Here is a 20,562-nt window from a genome sequence, read left to right on the forward strand (position 1 = left end):
TCGGACCGCCCGCCCGGCCGCGGCCGGCCGGGCGCACCGTCCCCAACTGCAGCCCCTCGTACGGAGGAAGCATGATCGCCGCTCGGAGTCCGAAGCGCACCCGCCGCACCCTCACCGCCCTTGCGGGCGCTGCCGCCCTCGCCGCCGGTTCGCTCGGCATCTGGGCCGCCACCGGCGCCACCGCCCAGGCCGCCACCCTCCCGGCCCCCGACCACATCGTGGTCGTGGTGATGGAGAACCACGCCTACTCGCAGGTCATCGGCAGCTCCAGCGCGCCGTACATCAACAACACCCTCAAGGCCGGCGGGGCGAACCTGACCCAGTCGTACGGTCTGACGCACCCCAGCGAGCCGAACTACTACCAGCTGTTCTCGGGCTCCAACCAGGGCCGCACCGACGACAGCTGTGTGCCCGTCGGCTCGATGTCGGCGGCGAACCTCGCCTCCGAGCTGATCGCCGCGGGCAAGACCTGGGCGAGCTACAACGAGGGCCTGCCCAGCCAGGGTTCGACCGTGTGCAGCAGCGGCAACTACGCGCAGAAGCACAACCCGTGGTTCGGCTTCAGCAACGTGCCGACCAGCACGGCGAAGACCATGACGCAGTTCCCGACCGACTACACCACGCTGCCGAAGGTGTCGTTCGTCGTCCCGGACCTGTGCAACGACATGCACGACTGCTCGGTCGGCACGGGCGACACCTGGATCAAGAACAAGCTCGGCGCGTACGCGACCTGGGCCAAGACCCACAACAGCATGCTCGTCGTCACCTTCGACGAGGACAACCGCCTCTCCGGCAACCGCATCCCGACCGTCTTCTACGGCGAGCACGTCACCCCCGCCGCCTCCACCGCCACCACCTACAACCACTACAACGTGCTCCGCACCCTGGAGGACCTCGCCGGGCTGTCCGCGCACGCGGGCAACGCCGCCTCCGCCTCCGACATCACCGGCATCTGGAACTGACACCGTGTACGTCGCGGACTCCCGCACCGCCGCGAGCAGCACCGACAGGAGCCGCAGCACCAAGGCCGCCGTCGCCCCGGGCCCCCGCCCGGGGCGGCGCGCCGCCGTGCCCGGCACCGTCGTGGCCCTCGGCGCGGTCAGCCTCATCACCGACGTCTCCTCGGAGATGGTCAGCGCCGTGCTGCCGCTGTACGTGGTGGCCGGCCTCGGTCTCTCGCCGCTCGGCTTCGGCCTGCTCGACGGCATCAACAACGGTGTCGGCGCCCTCGTGCGGCTGGTCGGCGGGCACGCCGCCGACCGCGGCGACGGCCGGCACAAGACGGTCGCCGCGATCGGCTACGGCCTCTCCGCCCTCTGCAAGCCGCTGCTGCTGCTCGCGCACACCGTGCCGCTGATCGGCGCGGTGCTCGCCGTCGACCGCACCGGCAAGGGCCTGCGGACGGCCCCGCGCGACGCCCTGATCTCGCTCGCCACCGAGCCCGAGCACCGCGGCCGGGCGTTCGGCGTGCACCGGGCCATGGACACCACCGGCGCCCTGCTCGGCCCGCTGGTCGCCTTCGGGGTGCTGCGGCTCGCGGTCGACGGCTACGACGCGGTGTTCGCCGTCTCCGCGTGCATCGCCGCGCTCGGCGTGCTCGTGCTGCTGCTCTTCGTGCCGGGCCGCACCGGTGTCCCCGACACCGGGCCGGGGCCGTCGCTGCGCGACTCGCTGGCCCTGCTGCGGGTGCCGGCGCTGCGCCGCCTGACCGTCGTCGCGGTGCTGCTGGGGCTGACGACCGTCAGCGACTCCTTCCTCTACCTGCTGCTGCAGCGGCGGCTGGACCTGCCCGCGCACCTCTTCCCGCTGCTGCCGCTCGGCACGGCGGCGGCCTTCCTGCTGCTCGCCGTGCCGCTGGGCCTGGTCGCCGACCGGCTGGGCCGCCGCCGGCTCTTCCTGGCCGGGCACCTGGTGCTGCTGGCCGGGTACGGGCTGGTGCTCGCCCCGCTGCACGCCGGGTGGGTGGCGGTGGCCGTGCTGGTGCTGCACGGCTGCTTCTACGCGTCGACCGACGGCGTGCTGGCCGCGGCGGCCGCCGGCACCGTGCCGGCCGGGCAGCAGGGCGCCGGGCTGGCCCTGGTCGGCACCGGCCAGGCGCTGGCCCGGTTCGGCTGCTCGCTGGCGTTCGGCGCCGGGTGGTCGGTCTGGGGCGGGCACGCCGCGCTCGCCGTCGCCGCCGGGGGGCTGGCGGTCGCCGCCGTCGCCGCCACACTGCTGATCCGCCTGCCCGACCCCCGTGCCGGGGAGTCCCGTACCGCCGAGGAGCACGCCGCATGACCAGGACCGCCCGCCTGCTGACCCTGCTGGTCGCCGTCGTCCTGCTGGGGGCGGTCGGCACCGGGGCCGTGCTGCACGCCGCGGACCGTTCCGGCCGCAAGGACCAGGAGCAGGCGGGCGGCCCGGCGGTCACGCCGGGCCGTGTCGCGCTCGGCGCGGACGGCGGCCGCCGGCTGCTGTTCCGGTCGACGGCGTGGGGGCCGCACCGTGACGAGATCACCTCGGTGCCCGCCGACCGGCCGGACGGCCCGCGGACCGCCTCCGGCGTCGCCTGCCTGCGCTTCCACGCCGCCGCGGGCACCGGCATCTGCCTGCAGAAGGACGGTGACGCGCTGGCCGAGACGTACCGCGCGGTCGTCCTGGACGCCTCGCTGCACGAGCTGAGGCGCTATCCGGCGGGCGGCATCCCGACCCGCTCCCGGGTGTCGCCGTCCGGGCACCTCGCGGCGTGGACGGTCTTCGTCAGCGGCGACTCGTACGCGGGCACCGACTTCTCCACCCGCACCGCGATCGTCGACACCCGCGACTGGACGCTGTACGACAACCTGGAGAACTTCACCGTCGTCAAGGACGGCCGCACGTACCGCGCCCCGGACGTCAACGTCTGGGGCGTCACCTTCGCCGACGACCGGGGCTTCTACGCCACCGTCGCCACCGGCGGCCGGACGTACCTCGTGCGCGGCGACCTCGCCGCCCGCACGCTGACCACCCTGCACGAGAACGTCGAGTGCCCCTCGCTCTCCCCGGACGGCACCCGCATCGCCTACAAGAAGCGCGTCGCCGGGGCGTCCCCGGACGCCCCCTGGCGGCTGTACGTGCTCGACCTCGCCACGATGGCCGAGACCGCCACCGCCGAGCAGCGCAGCATCGACGACCAGGCGCTGTGGGCCGACGGCCACACCCTGCTCTACGCGATGGCGGGCGACTACGGCGCCGACCTGTGGACGGTGCCCGCCGACGGCTCCGGCACGCCCGCCGTGCTGACCCGTTCCGCACTGGCGCCCGCCTACCTCGGCTGACACCCCGGGCCGCCGTCCTCGCGGCGGCGGATCCCGCCGGGCCGCCCGGCCGTCCGCAGCCCGAATACCGCAGGACGCGTGTCCGGGCGATCCGCTATATTCGCGCCGCCGTCGAACGATTCGTGTCCGGCGTGCACGACGTCCAGGGAGCACCGCATGCCGTCCGACCCGTTCAGCCCGCAGCCTGACGGCGCGACGGGTCAGGACGACGCCTTCGCCCGCGCCTTCGCCGCACCGGCGGACCCGCCGCCCGCGGGCCCGCCGTACGGCACCGACCCCTACGCCGCACCGCCGCAGGCCGACCCCTACGCCGCACCGCAGGCCGGACCGTACGGCGCACCGCAGGCCGGACCGTACGGCGCACCGCAGGCCGGACCGTACGGCGCACCGCCGTACGGGGCCCCGGGCGCGCCCTACGCGGCCCCCGGCACCGTGCCCTACGCGGCCCCCGGCACCGTGCCCGGTACGGCCTGGAACGGCTGGCCCCAGGCGCCCGCCGGGCCGCCGACCGCCTTCAGCGGCTACGCCGTCGCCTCCTTGGTGATGGGCATCCTCGGCGGCGCCTGCTTCATGTGGGTCGGCGCGATCGCCTTCGGCATCGCCGCGCTGCGCACCGTCCGGCAGCGCAACGAGCGCGGCCGCGGCATGGCCGTCGCCGGCATCGTGCTCGGCTCGGTGTGGGCGTTCGTGCTGGCGGCCGTCCTCGTGGTGGCCGTCGTCCTCGGCGCCCGCACGCCGTTCTCCGAGGGCGGCGAGGACGAACTCGGCGGCCCGCAGAGCGGCCGCACCGAGGTCTTCGAGCTGAGGAACGGCGACTGCTTCCTCGACCCGGGCGGCGACACCGGGGACGACGTCCGCGACGTCGAGGTGGTCTCCTGCAGCGAGCCGCACGACGGCGAGGTGTACGGCATCGCCGACCTCGGCACCACCTCGTACAAGGACGAGGCCGCCCTGGTCGCCGACGCGGACAGCAGGTGCCTGCTCCGTCTGCGCGACTTCGCCCCGGACACCTGGGCCGTACCCGAGGACGCCGAGCTGTCGTACTTCCGGCCCGCCGAGCTCCGTGCGGTCGGCGGCCGGGAGCGGCACGTCACCTGCTTCCTCGGGACGGGCCCCGACACGACCGGCTCGCTCCGGCAGGCCGGATCCCTCACCGAGATCCAGACCGCCTACCTGCAGGCCGAGTTCGACGTCGACTACGCGCTCGCGCAGCAGCCGGGCAGCGACCCCGGCGCCGACCTGGGCGGCTACCGCAGCTGGGCCGTCCGGCTGGCGGTGGCGCTCGACAAGGAGATCGACGTCCTGCAGCACCGGAGCTGGGGCGGGGTCGCCTCCGAGCCGGCCGGCGCGCTGAAGGCGGAGCTGCAGCAGGCGCTCCTGCACGTCCGGGCCGCGGCCGCCGCCGACGACGCCGCCACCCTGGAGCGCGAGCTGGCGAAGGCCGACGAACACCTCGGGCCGGAGCGGGCCGCCGCCCTCCGTACGGCGCTCGACCTGACCGACACCGGTGGCCCGGTGGGGGGCCTCCGCAGCGGCTCCGGTGCGGGCCTGTCCACCGCGGCCCCCGTCGCCGACCTGCGCACCGTGGGCCGCCCGGTGGTCCGCGGGGGCGTCGCGGCCGTCTGACCCGGTCCGGTCCGCGGTCCTGCCTGCCCGCCGGGGCTCACCCGGCGGGCAGGCCCACGAGGTCGGCCATCTCCTCGACGGCGTGCGCGAAGAAGGCGTCCGCGGGGTCGAAGGAGCCGACGAAGTGGCCGAAGAGCTCGAAGCCGATCATGCCGAAGAGCTGGGTCCAGGCGATCGCGGCCCGGGCCAGCACCGGCTCGGGCAGTCCGGGGGCGAACTCCTCCCGGAGCCGGGCGAGCTGTTCGCCCAGCGGCCCGGCGAGGGCGCCCGGTGCCGCGCCGCCGGCCGCCGTGCGGGCCTCCGTCGCGGCCTGGTGGGCCACCCCGATGAGCGCGAGCGGCAGCCGGGCGGCCGGGGCGACGGTCTCCTGCGGCGCGCTGTAGCCGGGCACCGGCGTGCCGAAGACCAGGGCGTACTCGTGCGGGTTGGCCCGTGCCCAGGTCCGGACGGCGGTGCACAGGGCCCGCCAGCGGGCGCGCGGGCCGGTGTGGGCGGCGAGGGCCGCGTCGACGGTGTCGGCGAGGTCGGTGTAGGCGTCGACGATCAGTGCGGTGAGCAGGTCGTCGCGGCTGGGGTAGTACCGGTACAGCGCCGAGGAGGCCATGCCGAGTTCGCGGGCGACGGCGCGCAGCGACAGCCGCTGGGCGCCCTCGGAGGCGAGGTGGCGGCGGGCGGCGGTCTTGATCTCGCGGGTGAGCTCCTCGCGGGCCCGTTCGCGGGCGGTCCTGATGGCAGTCATACGGACAGACTGCCACAGATGGAAGCGATGCACCGAAACGAGAGCAGTGCTCTTGACCGGAAGTGCCGGGCGTGTCAGAGTCGTACCAGGACGAGAGCACCGCTCTCGAAAACGTCCGCCGCTCTCACTCTCCGGGGGTTCCGATGTCCGACACCAGCCGCTACGTGATGCCGACCGGCCGCCTCTCCGCGGCCCTGCTCTCCCTCTCCAACCGCACCGTCGCCGCCCTCACCCGGGCCGGGCTGAGCGTCTGGGGCTCCCGGGTCCTCGCGGTGCGCGGCCGCGCGAGCGGCGAGTGGCGCACCACCCCGGTCAACCTGCTCACCCTCGACGGACGGCGCTACCTGGTCGCCCCCCGCGGCCACACCCAGTGGGTGCGCAACCTGCGGGTCGCGGGCACCGGTGAACTCCGGCTCGGCCGCCGCGCCGAGCCCTTCGCGGCCGTCGAGCTCCCCGACGCCGACAAGCCCGCGGTCCTCCGCGCCTACCTGAAGCGCTGGAAGTTCGAGGTGGGCGTCTTCTTCGACGGCGTCGACGACACCGCCTCCGACGACGAACTGCTGCGCATCGCGCCCGGCTACCCGGTCTTCCGGCTCGCCGACGCGTGACCGCCCGCCGGGGCCCGGCCGGCCCTCAGCCTGCCGCCGCCGCCCGGACGAACCGCTCCGCCAGCTGCGGCGCCCCCGCCCAGTGCAGGTGCAGGTACGAGGCGTGCACCGGGCCCTGCACGAAACCCTCGGTCTGCGCACCCGCCGGGCCGCGCCACACCCAGGCGGGCTGCCCGCCCGCGCCCGGTTCGCACACCGTGCGGTGGAACTCGTGCCCCCGCACCCGGGTGCCGGCCGCGGCGAGCGGGCTGTCGCCGAGCGCGACCGCCTCCCGGTAGCCGAGGGTGAGGCGCTCGGTCATCCGGGCCGAGCCCGGCAGCACCCCGCACATCGGCCGGCCGTCCAGTTCCCGTCCCAGGTAGAGCAGGCCGGCGCACTCCGCGGCGATCGGCCGCCCGGCGGCCGCCAGCGCGCCGATCGAACGGCGCAGCGGCTCGTTGGCGCTGAGCTCGCCCACGTACACCTCCGGGAAGCCGCCGCCGACGACGAGCGCCGCCGTGCCGTCGGGCAGGGCAGGGTCGTGCAGCGGGTCGAAGGGCACCACCTCCGCCCCGGCGGCGGCGAGGAGCTCGGCGTTCTCGGCGTACGAGAACGAGAAGGCGGCGCCGCCCGCGAGGGCGATCCGCGGACGGCCCGGCACCACGGCGACCTCCCCGGCGGCCGACCAGGGGGCGGCGGCGAGCGGCGGTGCGGTGCGGGCCAGTGCCAGCAGGGCGTCGAGGTCGACCGAGGCGCCGACGAGCTCCCCCATGTCGCGGACCGCCCGCAGGGCGTCCGCGGACCGCTCCGCCGCCGGGACCAGCCCGAGGTGGCGCGACGGCGTGGCGACCGCGGCCGCGCGCCGGACGCAGCCGAGCACCGGCACGCCGGAGCCCTCCTCCAGGGCCTCGCGCAGCAGGTGTTCGTGCCGGTCGGAGGCGACCCGGTTGAGGATCACGCCGGCCAGCCGCACCTCCGGATCCCAGGAGGCGAAGCCGTGCACGAGGGCCGCCACCGAGCGCGACTGCGAGGAGGCGTCGACGACCAGCACCACGGGCGCCCGCAGCAGCTTGGCGACGTGCGCGGTCGAGGAGAGCTCCCCGCGTCCGGCGGCGCCGTCGAAGAGCCCCATGACGCCCTCGACCACGGCCACGTCCGCGCCGGCCGCGCCGTGCAGGAAGAGCGGGGCGATCCGCTCCTCGCCGCACATCCAGGCGTCGAGGTTGCGGCCCGGGCGGCCGGCGGCGAGCGCGTGGTAGCCCGGGTCGATGTAGTCCGGGCCGACCTTGTGCGGCGAGACCGTGAGGCCGCGCGCGGTCAGGGCCGCGACGAGCCCGGTGGCGACGGTGGTCTTCCCGGCACCGGAGGAGGGTGCGGCGACGACGAGGCGGGGGATGTTCAACGGTCTACCACTCGATGCCGCGCTGGCCCTTGCGGCCGGCGTCCATGGGGTGCTTGACCTTGGTCATCTCGGTGACGAGGTCCGCGAGTCCGGTGAGCGGTTCCTTGGCGTACCGGCCGGTGATCACCACGTGCTGGCTGCCCGGGCGGTCGCGGAGCACGGAGACCACCTCGTCGACGTCGACCCAGCCCCAGTGCATGGGGTAGGTGAACTCGTCGAGCACGTAGAAGCGGTAGGTCTCGGCGGCGAGGTCGCGCTTGACCTGCTCCCAGCCCTCCTTCGCCGCCTCCTCGCTGGACTCCATGCCGCGCTGCACCCAGGACCAGCCCTCGCCCATCTTGTGCCAGGCCACCGTGCCGCCCTCGCCGGAGGCGCCGAGCACGCGCAGCGCGTTCTCCTCGCCGACCTTCCACTTGGCGGACTTCACGAACTGGAACACCCCGATCGGCCAGCCCTGGTTCCAGGCGCGCAGGGCCATGCCGAACGCCGCGGTCGACTTGCCCTTGCCGGGGCCGGTGTGCACGGCGGTGATCGGCAGGGTGCGGCGCTGGCGGGTCGTCAGGCCGTCGTCGGGCACGGTCTCGATCTTTCCCTGCGGCATCAGGCGGCCTTTCGGAGGAGGTGGGCGGAACGGTGGTCGCGGACGAGGGCGGCCACGCCCTCGGCGCGCAGCTCGTCCAGGGTGACGGCGGGCCCGCCCAGCCGGGCGGCGAGCGTGTGCGCGAGGCCGAGCCGCACGTGCCCCGCCTCGCAGTCGATCACCACGCTCGCCAGGCCCTGGCCGGCGAGCAGCCCGGCGGCGCGGTCGGCGTCGGCGAGGGCGGTGCGGCCGCCGGTGGCACGGCCGTCGGTGACGACGACGAGCAGCGGACGCCGGTCCGGGTCGCGCATCCGCTCGACGCGCAGCACCTCGTGGGCGCGCAGCAGCCCGGCGGCGAGCGGTGTGCGGCCGCCGGTCGGCAGCTGCTCCAGGCGGGCCGCGCCGACCTCGACGGAGGAGGTCGGCGGCAGCGCCAGCTCGGCGCCGGCGCCGCGGAAGGTGATCAGGCCGATCTTGTCGCGCCGCTGGTAGGCGTCCATGAGCAGCGACATGACGGCGCCCTTCACGGCGCCCATCCGCTGCCGGGCCGCCATCGAGCCGGAGGCGTCGACGACGAAGAGCACGAGGTTGGACTCCCGGCCGCGGCGCACCTGCTCGCGGAAGTCGTCCTTGGCGAGCACCAGCGCCCGCCCCGAGCGTCCGCGGGCGTGCTGGTGCGGTGCGGCGGCCTGCAGGGTGGCGGTCAGGTGCAGCCGGCTCAGGTGCCCGCGGGGGCGGCGGGCGCGCACGGTGGTGCCGCCGTCGGTCTCGGCGGGGGAGCGCCGCCCCTGGGCGCCGCGGCCGGTGCCGGGCACCTTGAACAGCCGGGTCCGGTACGGCTCCGCGGCGGCCACCGGTGCGCTCTCGCGGCCCGCACCCGGGGCGGGGCGCTGCGCGGGCGGGGCGGTGTCCGGGGGGCCGTCGGCCGGGTCGGACGCTGCCGTGCCGTCGGGGGCGTCGCCGGGGGCCGGGGCACCGCCGTCCGGGCCGCCGCCGTCGGGCCCGCCGCCGTCCGGGCCGTCACCGTCACCGTCACCGTCACCGTCACCGTCGCCGCCGCCGTCGGGCCGCTGCGGGTCCTCGGGGGGCTCGGGCTGCTCGGCGTGCTCCTCCAGGGTGCGGTCGAGCTGCTCCTCGTCGAGGCCGGGTGCGTCGAAGGGGTTGCGGCGGCGGCGGTGCGGCAGGGCCAGCTGGGCAGCCTTGCGGACGTCCTCCTCCTCCACCCGGGTGCGGCCGGCCCAGGCGGCGAGGGCGACGGCGGCGCGCGCCATCACGATGTCGGCGCGCAGCCCGTCCACCTCGAAGGCCGCGCAGACCGCGGTGATCTGCCGCAGGGCCGCGTCGGTGAGCTCCACCTGCGGCAGCAGCTCCCGGGCGCCGGTGATGCGGTCGGCGAGCGCCTCCTCGTCCGCGGCGAACCGGGCGGCGAAGCCCGCCGGGTCGGCGTCGTAGGCGAGGCGGCGGCGTACGACCTCGGCGCGTTCGGCGGGCTCGCGGGTGGCGGCGATCTCCACGGTGAGGCCGAAGCGGTCGAGCAGCTGCGGCCGCAGTTCGCCCTCCTCCGGGTTCATGGTGCCGACGAGCAGGAAGCGTGCCGCGTGCCGCACCGACACGCCCTCGCGCTCCACGTAGGAGCGGCCCATCGCCGCGGCGTCGAGCAGCAGGTCGACCAGGTGGTCCTGGAGGAGGTTGACCTCGTCGATGTAGAGCACCCCGCGGTGCGCCCGGGCGAGCAGGCCCGGTTCGTAGGCCTTGACGCCGTCGGCGAGGGCCCGTTCCAGGTCGAGGGAGCCGACGATGCGGTCCTCGGTGACGCCGACCGGCAGCTCCACGAGGTGCGCGGGCCGGGTGTGCGCGGACCCGTCGGTGTGCGCGCCGTCCGGGCAGTGCGGGTCGGGTGCGGCCGGGTCGCAGGCGAACCGGCAGCCGCCGGCCTCGGCGATCGACGGCAGCAGACCGGCCAGGGCGCGGACCATCGTCGACTTGGCGGTGCCCTTCTCGCCGCGGACGAGCACGCCGCCGACCGCCGGGGAGACGGCGTTGAGCAGCAGCCCGAGCCGCAGGTCGGCCATGCCGACGATCGCGGTGAAGGGGTAACGGACGTCGGTCATCTGCACTCCATGCCTCCCGGCGCCGCTCACGGCGCACCCGGCGGGACGAACGGGAGGCCGGCCGGCGCCCCGCCCTCGATCAGCTTCCACAGCGCCTCGGTGTCGGCGTGCTCCTCGATCAGGTCGCCGAGCCGGTCGAGCCGTTCCTCGCGGGCGGCAGCGAACGACGTGTCCGGCGCGGGCACGAACGCCCGTCCGGCGAGGGCGGCCGCCTCGCGCAGCAGGGCCCGCCGGAAGCCGTCGTTCTCCAGCACGCCGTGCCAGGTCGTACCCCACACCGCGCCCGCCCGGCAGCCGTCGAGGGCGCGCCCGCGGCCGTCCGAGACGAACGCCTCGCCACCCTCGACGGCGACCACGCCGTGGTGGATCTCGTACCCCTCGACCCGCTCCCCGTACGCCTCGCCGACCGGGCGGGCGAGCACCTTCTCCCGGCCGAAGACGACCCGGGTCGGCAGCAGGGCGAGGCCCTCGACCGTGCCGGCCTTCGACTCGACCTCGTCGGTGATCTCCCGGGCGAGCATCTGGTAGCCGCCGCACACACCGAGCACCGGCAGGCCCGCCGCCGCCCGGGCGTGCACCGCGCGGTCCAGGCCGCGTTCGCGCAGCCAGGCGAGGTCGGCGACGGTCGCCCGGGTGCCGGGCAGGATCACGAGGTCGGCGTCGGCGAGCTCCTCGGGCCGGGTCGCCCAGCGCACCAGCACGCCGGGCTCCTGGGCGAGCGCGTCGACGTCGGTGAAGTTCGACAGCCGGGGGAACCGCACGACGGCGACCCGCAGCACGTCCGTGCCGTGCGGGGCGGCGACCGGGCCGCGTTCGGCGACGGTCGACAGGTCGAGCGAGTCCTCGGCGTCCAGCCACAGCCCGGGCAGCATGGGCAGCGTGCCCAGCACCGGACGGCCCGTCAGGCCCTCCAGCATCTCCAGGCCGGGCGCGAGGAGCCGCGCGTCGCCGCGGAACTTGTTGACGAACCAGCCCGCCACCAGCGCCTGGTCCTGCGCGGAGAGCAGCGCCAGCGTGCCGTACATCGCGGCGAACACCCCGCCGCGGTCGATGTCGCCGACGACCACGACGGGCAGGTTCGCGGCGGTCGCCAGGCCCATGTTGGCGATGTCGCGGTCGCGCAGGTTGATCTCGGCGGGCGAACCCGCCCCCTCGCACACCACCACGTCGTACCGGCCGCGCAGGTCGGCCAGGCACTCCAGGGCCCGTTCCAGCAGGACGGGCTTGCGCTCGCGGTAGTCGAGCGCGCCGACCTCCGCGACCGGCCGGCCGAGCAGCACGACCTGGCTGCGGCCGTCCGCACCGGGCTTGAGCAGCACCGGGTTCATCGCGGCCTCCGGCTCCACCCGGGCGGCCTGCGCCTGCATCGCCTGCGCCCGGCCGATCTCGGCGCCGTCCGCGGTGACGAAGGAGTTGAGCGACATGTTCTGCGCCTTGAACGGCGCGACCCGCACGCCCCGGCGGACCAGCCAGCGGCAGACCGCCGCCGTGACCACGCTCTTGCCCGCGTCCGAGGTCGTCCCCGCGACCAGCAGTGCCCGGCTCATCGGCCCACTCCTCCTGTCGTCCTGCGTGCACGGCCGCGGGCCCGGACGGCCCGGCCGGCGAGCGTGACGGCCAGCGCCAGCACACCGACCCGCCGGGAGAGCGCGCAGGCCCGTTCGATGTCGGCGGCGGCGACCGGCCGCAGTTCCGCGCCCAGGACGGGCCGGTGCTCGGTCCGTGTCCCGTACCGCAGCGTGCCCCCGAGACGGACGCCGAGGGCCCCGGCGAACGCCGACTCGGCCTGGCCCGCGTTGGGGCTGGGGTGGGCGGAGCCGTCGCGCCGCCAGACCTTCCAGGCGGCCCGCGGGTGCTCCGCCGCGGCGACGGCCAGCAGCGCCGTGAGCCGGGCGCCGGGCCAGCCGGCGACGTCGTCGAGCCGGGCCGACGCCCAGCCGAAGCGCGTGTGCCGCGGCGAGCGGTGACCGACCATCGCGTCCAGGGTGTTGACGGCACGGAAGGCCAGCAGCCCGGGCGTGCCGGCCAGGGCTCCCCAGGTGAGCGCGTTGACGACGGCGTCGGCGGTGTTCTCGGCGACCGACTCGACGACGGCGCGGGCGATCTGCTGCCCGTCCAGCGCGCTCGGGTCGCGGCCGCACAGGTGCGGGAGCCGCTCACGGGCGGCGGCGAGGTCGCCGGCCTCCAGGGCGCGGCCGATCGTGCGGGCCTCCCGGGTGAGCGAGGTGCCGCCGAGCACCGTCCAGACGGCGGCCGCGGCGAGCGCCGTGCGGGCCGGGCGGCTGCGCCCGAGGGCGCGTTCGGCGAGCACCGCCCCGGCGGTCACGGCGCCCACGCACAGCGCGGTGTACGCGGCGCCCGCCCCGCGGTGGTCGCGCCACAGGGCCCGTTCCAGCCGTCCGGCGGCGCTGCCGAACACGGCCACCGGGTGGCCCCGGCGCGGGTCGGCGAACGCGGTGTCGGCGAGGTACCCCGCGACGGCGCCCAGCAGATAGGGGGACGCCTGGGTCGGACGGCTCACCGCCCGGTTCCCCGGGCGGGGCGCAGCGGAGACCGCCGGGCAGCCTGCATGGCGTGCGTGTCCTCACTCAGGGTCCGCGCCCTGGATCGACGAACCGGCGGCGAGAGTCTCCTGGCTTCCGGGTCGGACACACCCCCGGGCCTTCCAACGGCCCTGTGGCGGACCGTCGTGACCATGTGTTCGGGCGTGCTCCCCGGTGACAGTGGCGGGACCGCGCCGGATTCGCACCGGCTTCCTCTGCATGCCTCCGTATGGCCCAGCGATATCACCACGCGCTCCGACCGGGAGTCAACCAAGCGTGCGGAGGGGTTGGTCACACACCGTCGCCGTCCGCGGGCCCCGCCGGTCCGTACGATCCTCCGGCCCCCGCACGGGGCCGGGCGCGGCCTGACGCCCGAACAGGTCGCCGACGGCATGGCCGCGCACGGGGTGCGGCTGCTGCCCGCGCACGTCCTCGCCCGGGGGAGCGGCGCGCTGCGGCCCTCCGAGGAGGAGTTCGTCGCGCCGGCCCGGGCACTGTGGTGCCCGCCCGTCCGGCTGATGAGCACGGGCCCCGCCTCGCTGCGCGACTTCCGGCCGGCCCGCGAGCTCACCCCGGCCGGGACGGCGCGGCGGACCGGGGAGCCGCCCCCGCGGCGGGCGCCCGCCCGCCGCTCGCCCGCCCGCCGGCGCCCGCCGACCGCTTCCGGGAGCTGCTCGCCGGGCGGCCCGGCGACATCCCGGTCCGGGCCCGCGCGGGGCGCCGCCGCCCGGACGGCCCGCCCGGGTGGCCGGAGGCCGCCTGCCGGGCGTGGACTGGGAGCGCCATGTCCGAAGCCAGCAGACCGGGGATGCCATGCGCAGCTGGGGAACCGCCACCGCCGTTGCTGCCGCCGTCGTCGGAGCCGGGGCCGCGGCCGTCCTCCTGGCCGGCCGTCGCGCCTCCGAACGGTCCGTCCGCCCCGGCTCCGCGGGCGGCGTCTTCGGGTCGGCCGGGGGCGTCCGCGTCCACCACGTGGGGCCGGACTCCGTCACCCTCACCCGCAGCGTCGAGACGGAGCGGCCCGGCCGCTACGCCCTGGAGTGGCCCGGCGGCGGGCACGCCGTCGTCGGCGAGGTGCTCGGCACCGCCCCGCAGAGCGTCACCCGCCGCCTGCTGTCGACCGGGGCCCCGCTCGCCGGCGGTGCCGAGGTGCGGGTGACCGCCCGCGTCGTGACCGGCGATCCGGCGTCCGCGCTCGGCCTCGACTTCACGGAGACCGCCGTCGACGGCGAGCTCGGGCCGCTGCCCGCCTGGCACCTGCCGGGCATGCGGGGGCTGTGGGTGGTGCTGGTGCACGGCCCCGGCGCCGACCGGCAGCAGGCCCTGCCCGTGCTGCCGCTGCTGCACGCACTGCGGCTGCCCGCGCTGGTCGTCACCCACCGCGGTGACGAGGGGGCGCCGCCCCCGCCCGACGGGCTGAGCCACTTCGGCGAGACCGAGTGGCAGGACGTGGACGCCGCCCTCCGCTTCGCCCGCGCCCACGGCGCCGACCGCGTGGTGCTGTACGGCTGGTCGCTCGGCGCCACCATGGCGCTGCACACGGCGGCCCGGTCGGCCTGGCGGGAGTCCGTGGCGGGCCTGGTGCTGGACTCGCCGGTGCTGGACTGGCACGCGACCGTGCGCCGCGAGGCCGCCCGGGCGGGCGTGCCGGCGCCGCTGGCGGAACTCGGCGCGCTGGCGGCCGAGGGGCGGACCCGGGTCGATCTGGCGGGCTTCGCCCGGCTCGCGGACGGCACCGACCTCCACGTGCCCGCGCTGCTGCTGCACAGCCCCGACGACGCCGTGGCGCCGTGGGCGGCCGCCGCCGGGCTCGCCGGCCGGCGGCCCGACCTGGTGAGCCTGCGGCCCGTCCCGGAGGGCGCGCACGCCGCCCTCTGGAACGCGGACCCGGACGCGTACACGGAGGCGCTGCGGCGCTGGCTGACGCCGCTGCTCTGAGGCGCCCGTCCGAGGCACCCGTCCGAGGCGCCCGCCGGGCCTCCACGACGGTTGTGCTCATGTCATATTTCGTGATCGTGAGCCCGGTTTGATGGCGGATGCCCGATCTCATCCCCCGTCCGCGGGTCGGACGTGCGAGCGCGCGTAGAACTCGATGTGACAGAAGGCCCCTGCGCGGGGAAGACTGCACGGCGTGACGTCTCGGAACCCGCGCGACCGTGATGCCCCGCTCCAGCCCGCGATCCGCACCGGAGCGACGGTGACCCGTCTGCCAGGAGCGGCCCGCCGAGCCGACAACGAGCAGCCGGGCGGACCCGCCCGCCGCCGCACCCCCGGGCCCAAGCCCGGCCGCGGCCGCGTGCCGGTGCCCGAGGGCTTCCCCGCACCCGCAGAGCTGGCCCCGCTGGCCCGCCGCATGCTCGCCGACGCCGTGCGGATCTCCCGCTGGGCCGGCGAGCTCGCCGAGGTCGACAAGCGCGGCGAGCTCCTGCCCGACGACGCGAGGGCCGCCGGCCGCGCCCTCGCGATGACCGTCGGCGCCGCCGCCAAGGCCTGGGGGCAAGCCCTGCTCGTCGGCCTGGTCGAGCTCCGCGACGCCGGAGCCGGGCCGGGCTGGCGCCTCAACGCCTGGGAGCACGACGACGAGGCGGTGATCCGCGGCTGGTCGGCACTGTTCGACGCCTGGACCCTCCTCGCGCCCGTGCCGCCCGCCGCCATGCGCGGCGTCTTCGCCGTGCTCGCCGGCCAGGCCGTCGACCAGGCGCCGCAGCTCCTCTCCTTCCTGCACCTCGTCGACGGCCCGGTGTCGGACGGCGAACTGCTGGAGCTGCTCCGCCGCGGCCTCGACGAGCGCCGGCACGGCGTCGTCCCCGGCGCGCTCGGGCTCTCGCCGGTGCCGCACGCGGCCTCCGCGATGTCCGCCGTCCGCGGCACCTGCCGCGACCCGCAGATCGACACCCCCACGGCCGCCGCCGACGCCGCCGCGGTCCTCGACTGGATGCTGGACGGTCTGGCCGCCGTCGGTGCCCTGGAGCGCCGTGACGAGGCCGCCGAGCTCTCCCCGCTCGGCCACTGGGCGGTGCGCGCCAAGCTGGAGGAGATCTGCACCGTCGCGCAGACCGCCGCCGGCCACATCGAGCAGAGCGCCCAGGAACTCCTGAGCGCCTGCGCCGACTACACCCCCGGCCCGGCCCGCGCCGAGTACCGGGCCTGGGTCGCCGCCCGCCCCGCGGACCGCGCGGTCGCCGAGCTCCTCGACGCCGCCCGCGGGGAGGACGCCCTCGTGCGCGGTCTCGCCTTCGAAGCCCTCCGGGTGGCCGGCGGCACCGCCGAGCAGGCCGTCCGCGCGGCCGTCGAGGAGACCGTCCTGCGGCCCTACGCGCTGCTCTGGCTGGCCGAGCGCTCCGACGAGGGCCCGGTGGCCCCCGCCGACGTGCTGGGCGCGGAGGACGCCGCCTGGCTGTGGGTGGACACCGCCGCCGCCGTGCTCGACCACGGCGACACCGCACTGCTCGTGCCGCACGTGGAGGGCGCCTCCGCGGGCGAGCCGGTACGGCTCTTCAACCGGGCCCGGCAGTCCGGGCACCCGCGGGCGGCGTCGGTGCTCACCGCGGTCTCCGGGGTCCACCCGGACCCGGCGGTGGCCCGGGCCGCGCGCCGCTCCGCGTTCGCCGTCCACGACGGCGGCGCGGGCCGCTGACCGCCGTGCCCGCCGCGCTTCCGGGCGGCGGGCACGCGCAGCAGGGCACGGCACAGACCGGACCGGCGCGGCGCAGACCGGACCGGCACAGACCGGCAGGGCACAGCGCGGCGGATACGCGGAAGGGCCCGGATCCTTGCGGATCCGGGCCCTTCCGTCGTGCTACGGGCCGGTCAGCAGCCGCGCGACTCCGCGCGGCGGGCGCGGACGTCGCCGACCTTCTGGCCGACCTTGCGGCGGATGACCAGCAGCGGCGCCATCGCGGCGAGCGTGATCTGGGCGACCGCGCCGATGTGCATCAGCGTGTTGCCGCCGGGCAGGCCCGTGGCCCACGCCGCGAGGCAGCCGATGGAGACGACGATCCAGCAGAGCGTCGCCGTGGCCAGCAGGCCCTGCGGCTTCGGGTACTCGATGCGGCTGACCATCAGGTACGCCACGCCGAAGATCATCAGCAGGCCCGGCACGAACGGCGGGTCGAGGAGCACGATGGCGATCACCGTCATCGCGCCCATCGGGCAGGGCATGCCCTGGAAGATCCCCGGCCGCATCTTGACGGCCGAGAACCGGGCGAGCCGCAGGACCACCGCCAGCAGGACGGTCAGCGCGATGAACGCCGAGAGCTGCTGGTTGCTGTCCGGCGACACGATGCCCCAGACCGCCACGAAGTACGCCGGGGCGATGCCGAAGCTGATCAGGTCGGCCAGGTTGTCCAGCTCCGCGCCCAGCGCCGAGGAGCGCAGCTTGCGGGCCACCAGGCCGTCGAAGAGGTCGCACATGGCGCCGATCAGCAGCAGCGTCACCGCGGTGGCGGCGCTGTTGCGGTTCGGCGAGGTGGTCTCACCGGTGAGGTGGGGCATCAGGACCCCGGTGGTGATCGAGTAGATCGCCAGGAAGCCGCAGACGGCGTTCCCCAGGGTCAGGAAGTCGGCGGTCGACAGGTGCTGCGGCGAACGGGGCGCCCGCAGCTCGCGGTCGCGCGCCCAGCGGCGGCGGCGGAACTCGGCGGCCTCGTCGTCGTCGAGGCCGACGAGAGTCTCAGGATCAGTCACGGTCAAGGCGCGTCACCCCGGCTGTGGTCTTCTGGCCGACCTCGACGCCGACCTCGACGCCGGCCGGCAGGTAGGTGTCGACGCGGGAGCCGAAGCGGATCAGACCGATCCGCTCGCCCTGCTCGACCTTGGTGCCGGCGTCGACGTACGGCACGATGCGGCGTGCGACGGCACCCGCGATCTGCACCATCTCGATGTCGCCGAGCTCGGTGTCGAAGTGCCAGACGACCCGCTCGTTCTGGTCGCTGTCCTTGTTGAACGCCGGGACGAAGCCGCCGGCGACGTGCTCCACGGACGTCACGGTGCCGGGCAGGGGAGCCCGGTTGACGTGCACGTTGAGCGGGCTCATGAAGATTGCCACCCGGGTCCGGCCGTCCGGCCAGGCGTCGATCGACTGCACCACGCCGTCCGCCGGGGAGATCACTCTGCCCGTGCCGATCTCACGCTCCGGGTCGCGGAAGAACCACAGCATGCCGGCGCCGAGGGCACAGGCCGGAACAGCCGCCAGGGCCCACTTGCCGTTACGCCGGGTGAGGGCGGTCGTCACGGCGGCGGTGGCCAGGGTCGGGGCGAACCAGGGGGTCGCGCCGCGTGCGATCGTCACGCGCGGACGCCGACCGGCCGTCGGAGCGGCGAAGGGATCGCCGTCCGGGACGGAGGTGTGAGGGGACGGGCTGATGGGCATCGAAGACCTTAGTCGCGGGGGATCATGGCCGCTGGACGGGGGCCACCGCGGGGATCGGGTACAAGGGGACGCTGTCCCGGTGGATGCTATCGGGACCAGGCGGTAGGTGGGCAAGCCGCCTGTTCATGGATATGCCGGGCATGGAGCCTAGCCATGCCTGCTGTGTATACGACCGTAGCCGAGTGCCGGTGGTTCCCCAAGGGGTCCGGCGTGGCGGGTGACCCACGTCTCACGTGGGCGGAGGGTGCGCCCGGCGCCGTGCGGGACGGCCCGTGCGCGGCTCCCGCGTCCGGTGTGCGGAGGCGGCCGTAAGGCGCGTACCTGCTGATACGCGCCCTACGGCCGCCTCCGGGCCTGCCGTGCCCCCCTGTCGGCTGACCAGGCCGGACGGCACGGCAGGGGGTCGTACGCGGGCCCGCACGCCCGCGCCCGACCATGCGGAAAGTCGGTGACCGGCGGGCTCAGTCGGCCAGCCGGTACTCCTCCAGCAGTCGGCGTCCGACGATCATCTTCTGGATCTCCGCAGTACCTTCACCGATGAGCAGCATCGGGGCCTCGCGGTAGAGCCGCTCGATCTCGTACTCCTTGGAGAAGCCGTAGCCGCCGTGGATGCGGAACGCGTCCTCGACGACCTCCTTGCAGTACTCGGAGGCGAGGTACTTCGCCATGCCGGCCTCAAGGTCGTTGCGCTCGCCGCTGTCCTTCTTGCGGGCGGCCATGACCATCATCTGGTGGGCGGCCTCGACCTTGGTGGCCATCTCGGCGAGCTTGAACTGGATCGCCTGGTGCTCGCAGATCTTCTTGCCGAAGGTGGTGCGCTGCTGGGCGTAGGAGATGCCCAGCTCGAAGGCGCGGCGGGCGACACCGCAGCCGCGGGCGGCGACGTTGACGCGGCCCACCTCGACGCCGTCCATCATCTGGTAGAAGCCCTTGCCGGGGACGCCGCCGAGGACGCGGTCGGCCGGGACGCGGACGTCCTGCAGCACCAGCTCGGTGGTGTCGACGCCCTTGTAGCCCATCTTCTCGATCTTGCCGGGCACGGTCAGGCCCGGGACGGTCGGGTTCGGACCGAAGCCGGCCGTCTTCTCGATCAGGAAGGTGGTCATGTTGCGGTACGGCGTGCTGCCGCCCTCGTCGGTCTTGCAGAGCACCGCGACGAGGGTGGACGTGCCGCCGTTGGTCAGCCACATCTTCTGGCCGTTGAGGACGTAGGAGTCGCCGTCCTTGACGCCCTTGGTGGAGATGGCCGCGACGTCGGAGCCCAGGCCGGGCTCGGACATCGAGAAGGCGCCGCGGATCTCGCCGGCGGCCATGCGGGGCAGGAAGTACTCCTTCTGCTCCTGGGTGCCGTGCGCGTTGATCATGTGGGCGACGATGAAGTGCGTGTTGACGATGCCGGAGACGGACATCCAGCCGCGGGCGATCTCCTCGACCACCAGGGCGTAGGTCAGCAGCGACTCGCCGAGGCCGCCGAACTCCTCGGGGATGGTCAGGCCGAACAGGCCGAGCTGCTTCATCCCCTCGACGATGGCGGTCGGGTACTCGTCCTTGTGCTCCAACTCCGTCGCGACCGGAATGATCTCCTTGTCGACAAAGTCCCGCACGGTGGCGAGGATGTCCCGCTGGATCTCGGTGAGGCCGTCGGTCTGTGCGAGGCGTCCCATCGTGCGGCTCCGTCTCTGGGTCGAGCGTGAGGGTGGGGGGAGGGTGTACGGGGCCCTGCCGGCGTGGCTGCGGCAGCAGGGCCCCGTGGGCCGGGTGGGGCGGTGGCCGATGACGGCGGCCTGCCCGTCCGGGGTCTGTCAGGCGCGCGGCTCGGGGCGGCCGGGCTGCTCGCCGCCGCGCGCCTGGGTGTACGTCACGGTCGGCACCATCACCTTGCGGCGGAAGATGCAGACCACGGTGCCGTCCTGCTTGTAGCCCTTGGTCTCGACGTACACGATGCCGCGGTCGTCCTTGGACTTCGACGGCCACTTGTCGAGGACGGTCGTCTCGCCGTAGAGCGTGTCGCCGTGGAAGGTCGGCGCGACGTGGCGCAGCGACTCGATCTCCAGGTTGGCGATCGCCTTCCCGGACACGTCCGGGACGGACATGCCGAGCAGCAGCGAGTAGATGTAGTTGCCGACGACGACGTTCTTGCCGAAGTCCGTCGTGCTCTCCGCGTAGTTGCTGTCCATGTGGAGCGGGTGGTGGTTCATGGTCAGCAGGCAGAAGAGGTGGTCGTCGTACTCGGTGACCGTCTTTCCGGGCCAGTGCTTGTAGACCGCGCCGACCTCGAACTCTTCGTAGGTGCGTCCGAACTGCATG

At 75.4% G+C, this 20,562-nt stretch carries 17 protein-coding genes and 1 riboswitch; of the genes, 7 read left to right on the forward strand and 10 right to left on the reverse strand.

The genetic code is table 11. From position 1 onward, the window contains the following. Positions 1 to 71 precede the first annotated feature (71 nt). The 4 genes from SNE206_RS17575 (at position 72) to SNE206_RS17590 (ending at position 4,922) form a co-directional block, all read left to right on the forward strand. Positions 72 to 962: an alkaline phosphatase family protein gene (locus SNE206_RS17575; protein WP_407914322.1), complete on the forward strand. Its 891-nt coding sequence runs from the start codon at positions 72 to 74 to the stop codon at positions 960 to 962. A 4-nt stretch (positions 963 to 966) separates the two neighbouring features. Further along, positions 967 to 2,277, forward strand: coding sequence for an MFS transporter (locus SNE206_RS17580; protein ID WP_407914323.1), 1,311 nt, complete (start codon positions 967 to 969; stop codon positions 2,275 to 2,277). Next, positions 2,274 to 3,296, forward strand: coding sequence for a TolB family protein (locus SNE206_RS17585; RefSeq protein ID WP_407914324.1), 1,023 nt, complete (start codon positions 2,274 to 2,276; stop codon positions 3,294 to 3,296). Before SNE206_RS17580 ends, SNE206_RS17585 begins: the two co-directional genes overlap by 4 nt. Before the next feature lie 156 nt (positions 3,297 to 3,452). Next, on the forward strand, positions 3,453 to 4,922 hold the full coding sequence (locus SNE206_RS17590; protein WP_407914325.1) for a DUF4190 domain-containing protein: 1,470 nt from the start codon (positions 3,453 to 3,455) through the stop codon (positions 4,920 to 4,922). A 37-nt stretch (positions 4,923 to 4,959) separates the two neighbouring features. Here SNE206_RS17590 and SNE206_RS17595 read toward each other — a convergent pair whose 3' ends face one another. Continuing rightward, on the reverse strand, positions 4,960 to 5,661 hold the full coding sequence (locus SNE206_RS17595) for a TetR/AcrR family transcriptional regulator (protein ID WP_407914326.1): 702 nt from the start codon (positions 5,659 to 5,661) through the stop codon (positions 4,960 to 4,962). 143 nt (positions 5,662 to 5,804) lie between these two features. Here SNE206_RS17595 and SNE206_RS17600 point away from each other — a divergent pair, with 143 nt between their 5' ends. Continuing rightward, on the forward strand, positions 5,805 to 6,269 hold the full coding sequence (locus tag SNE206_RS17600) for a nitroreductase/quinone reductase family protein (protein WP_407914327.1): 465 nt from the start codon (positions 5,805 to 5,807) through the stop codon (positions 6,267 to 6,269). A gap of 25 nt (positions 6,270 to 6,294) precedes the next feature. On the opposite strand, the gene SNE206_RS17605 is transcribed toward SNE206_RS17600, so the two are convergent. From SNE206_RS17605 to SNE206_RS17625, 5 genes are read right to left on the reverse strand one after another with little or no spacing between them, the layout of a single operon-like run. Further along, positions 6,295 to 7,650 carry a cobyrinate a,c-diamide synthase gene (locus SNE206_RS17605; RefSeq protein WP_407914328.1) on the reverse strand — a complete coding sequence of 452 codons (1,356 nt, stop codon included), beginning with the start codon at positions 7,648 to 7,650 and terminating at the stop codon, positions 6,295 to 6,297. Between the two features lie 4 nt (positions 7,651 to 7,654). Next, positions 7,655 to 8,251, reverse strand: coding sequence for a cob(I)yrinic acid a,c-diamide adenosyltransferase (gene cobO, locus SNE206_RS17610; RefSeq protein ID WP_405011119.1), 597 nt, complete (start codon positions 8,249 to 8,251; stop codon positions 7,655 to 7,657). Continuing rightward, a complete protein-coding gene (locus SNE206_RS17615) occupies positions 8,251 to 10,341 on the reverse strand; it encodes a putative cobaltochelatase (protein ID WP_407914329.1) in 2,091 nt (696 codons plus the stop codon). The genes cobO and SNE206_RS17615 overlap by 1 nt, the downstream gene beginning before the upstream one ends. Before the next feature lie 26 nt (positions 10,342 to 10,367). Continuing rightward, complete coding sequence (locus SNE206_RS17620) at positions 10,368 to 11,888, reverse strand: cobyric acid synthase (protein WP_407914330.1); 1,521 nt, start codon at positions 11,886 to 11,888, stop codon at positions 10,368 to 10,370. After that, positions 11,885 to 12,862 (reverse strand): cobalamin biosynthesis protein, encoded by a 978-nt coding sequence (locus tag SNE206_RS17625; RefSeq protein WP_407914331.1) that lies wholly within the window; start codon positions 12,860 to 12,862, stop codon positions 11,885 to 11,887. The genes SNE206_RS17620 and SNE206_RS17625 overlap by 4 nt, the downstream gene beginning before the upstream one ends. Positions 12,863 to 12,945: 83 nt before the next feature. Continuing rightward, positions 12,946 to 13,139: riboswitch (cobalamin riboswitch) on the reverse strand. A 558-nt stretch (positions 13,140 to 13,697) separates the two neighbouring features. Here SNE206_RS17625 and SNE206_RS17630 point away from each other — a divergent pair. Together SNE206_RS17630 and SNE206_RS17635 are read left to right on the forward strand one after the other, a co-directional pair. Next, a complete protein-coding gene (locus tag SNE206_RS17630) occupies positions 13,698 to 14,822 on the forward strand; it encodes an alpha/beta hydrolase (protein ID WP_407914332.1) in 1,125 nt (374 codons plus the stop codon). 193 nt (positions 14,823 to 15,015) lie between these two features. After that, positions 15,016 to 16,521, forward strand: a complete 1,506-nt coding sequence (locus SNE206_RS17635; RefSeq protein ID WP_407914333.1) for a hypothetical protein — start codon at positions 15,016 to 15,018, stop codon at positions 16,519 to 16,521. A 173-nt stretch (positions 16,522 to 16,694) separates the two neighbouring features. On the opposite strand, the gene SNE206_RS17640 is transcribed toward SNE206_RS17635, so the two are convergent. The 4 genes from SNE206_RS17640 to SNE206_RS17655 all read right to left on the reverse strand — a co-directional run bounded on the left by SNE206_RS17640 (position 16,695) and on the right by SNE206_RS17655 (position 20,561). Further along, positions 16,695 to 17,576, reverse strand: coding sequence for a CDP-alcohol phosphatidyltransferase family protein (locus tag SNE206_RS17640; protein WP_407914334.1), 882 nt, complete (start codon positions 17,574 to 17,576; stop codon positions 16,695 to 16,697). Continuing rightward, entirely contained in the window at positions 17,563 to 18,255 is a 693-nt protein-coding gene (locus tag SNE206_RS17645) for a phosphatidylserine decarboxylase (RefSeq protein ID WP_407914335.1), read from the reverse strand. The genes SNE206_RS17640 and SNE206_RS17645 overlap by 14 nt, the downstream gene beginning before the upstream one ends. A 461-nt stretch (positions 18,256 to 18,716) precedes the next feature. Beyond that, the gene (locus SNE206_RS17650; protein WP_407914336.1) at positions 18,717 to 19,919 is read right to left on the reverse strand and encodes an acyl-CoA dehydrogenase family protein; all 1,203 of its coding nucleotides are present in this window, start codon (positions 19,917 to 19,919) and stop codon (positions 18,717 to 18,719) included. A gap of 138 nt (positions 19,920 to 20,057) precedes the next feature. Further along, positions 20,058 to 20,561, reverse strand: a complete 504-nt coding sequence (locus SNE206_RS17655) for a MaoC family dehydratase (RefSeq protein ID WP_407914337.1) — start codon at positions 20,559 to 20,561, stop codon at positions 20,058 to 20,060. Position 20,562 lies beyond the last annotated feature (1 nt).

The sequence above is a fragment of the Kitasatospora sp. NE20-6 genome (assembly GCF_045862635.1).

What these genes read in the sequence shown, in the direction of transcription:
- SNE206_RS17585 (WP_407914324.1), top strand. Translation starts at nt 2,274, where the DNA reads ATGACCAGGACCGCCCGCCTGCTGACCCTGCTGGTCGCCGTCGTCCTG.
- SNE206_RS17630 (WP_407914332.1), top strand. Translation starts at nt 13,698, where the DNA reads ATGCGCAGCTGGGGAACCGCCACCGCCGTTGCTGCCGCCGTCGTCGGA.
- SNE206_RS17590 (WP_407914325.1), top strand. Translation starts at nt 3,453, where the DNA reads ATGCCGTCCGACCCGTTCAGCCCGCAGCCTGACGGCGCGACGGGTCAG.
- SNE206_RS17645 (WP_407914335.1), bottom strand. Translation starts at nt 18,255, where the DNA reads ATGCCCATCAGCCCGTCCCCTCACACCTCCGTCCCGGACGGCGATCCC.
- cobO (WP_405011119.1), bottom strand. Translation starts at nt 8,251, where the DNA reads ATGCCGCAGGGAAAGATCGAGACCGTGCCCGACGACGGCCTGACGACC.
- SNE206_RS17620 (WP_407914330.1), bottom strand. Translation starts at nt 11,888, where the DNA reads ATGAGCCGGGCACTGCTGGTCGCGGGGACGACCTCGGACGCGGGCAAG.
- SNE206_RS17575 (WP_407914322.1), top strand. Translation starts at nt 72, where the DNA reads ATGATCGCCGCTCGGAGTCCGAAGCGCACCCGCCGCACCCTCACCGCC.
- SNE206_RS17655 (WP_407914337.1), bottom strand. Translation starts at nt 20,561, where the DNA reads ATGCAGTTCGGACGCACCTACGAAGAGTTCGAGGTCGGCGCGGTCTAC.
- SNE206_RS17650 (WP_407914336.1), bottom strand. Translation starts at nt 19,919, where the DNA reads ATGGGACGCCTCGCACAGACCGACGGCCTCACCGAGATCCAGCGGGAC.
- SNE206_RS17615 (WP_407914329.1), bottom strand. Translation starts at nt 10,341, where the DNA reads ATGACCGACGTCCGTTACCCCTTCACCGCGATCGTCGGCATGGCCGAC.
- SNE206_RS17600 (WP_407914327.1), top strand. Translation starts at nt 5,805, where the DNA reads ATGTCCGACACCAGCCGCTACGTGATGCCGACCGGCCGCCTCTCCGCG.
- SNE206_RS17595 (WP_407914326.1), bottom strand. Translation starts at nt 5,661, where the DNA reads ATGACTGCCATCAGGACCGCCCGCGAACGGGCCCGCGAGGAGCTCACC.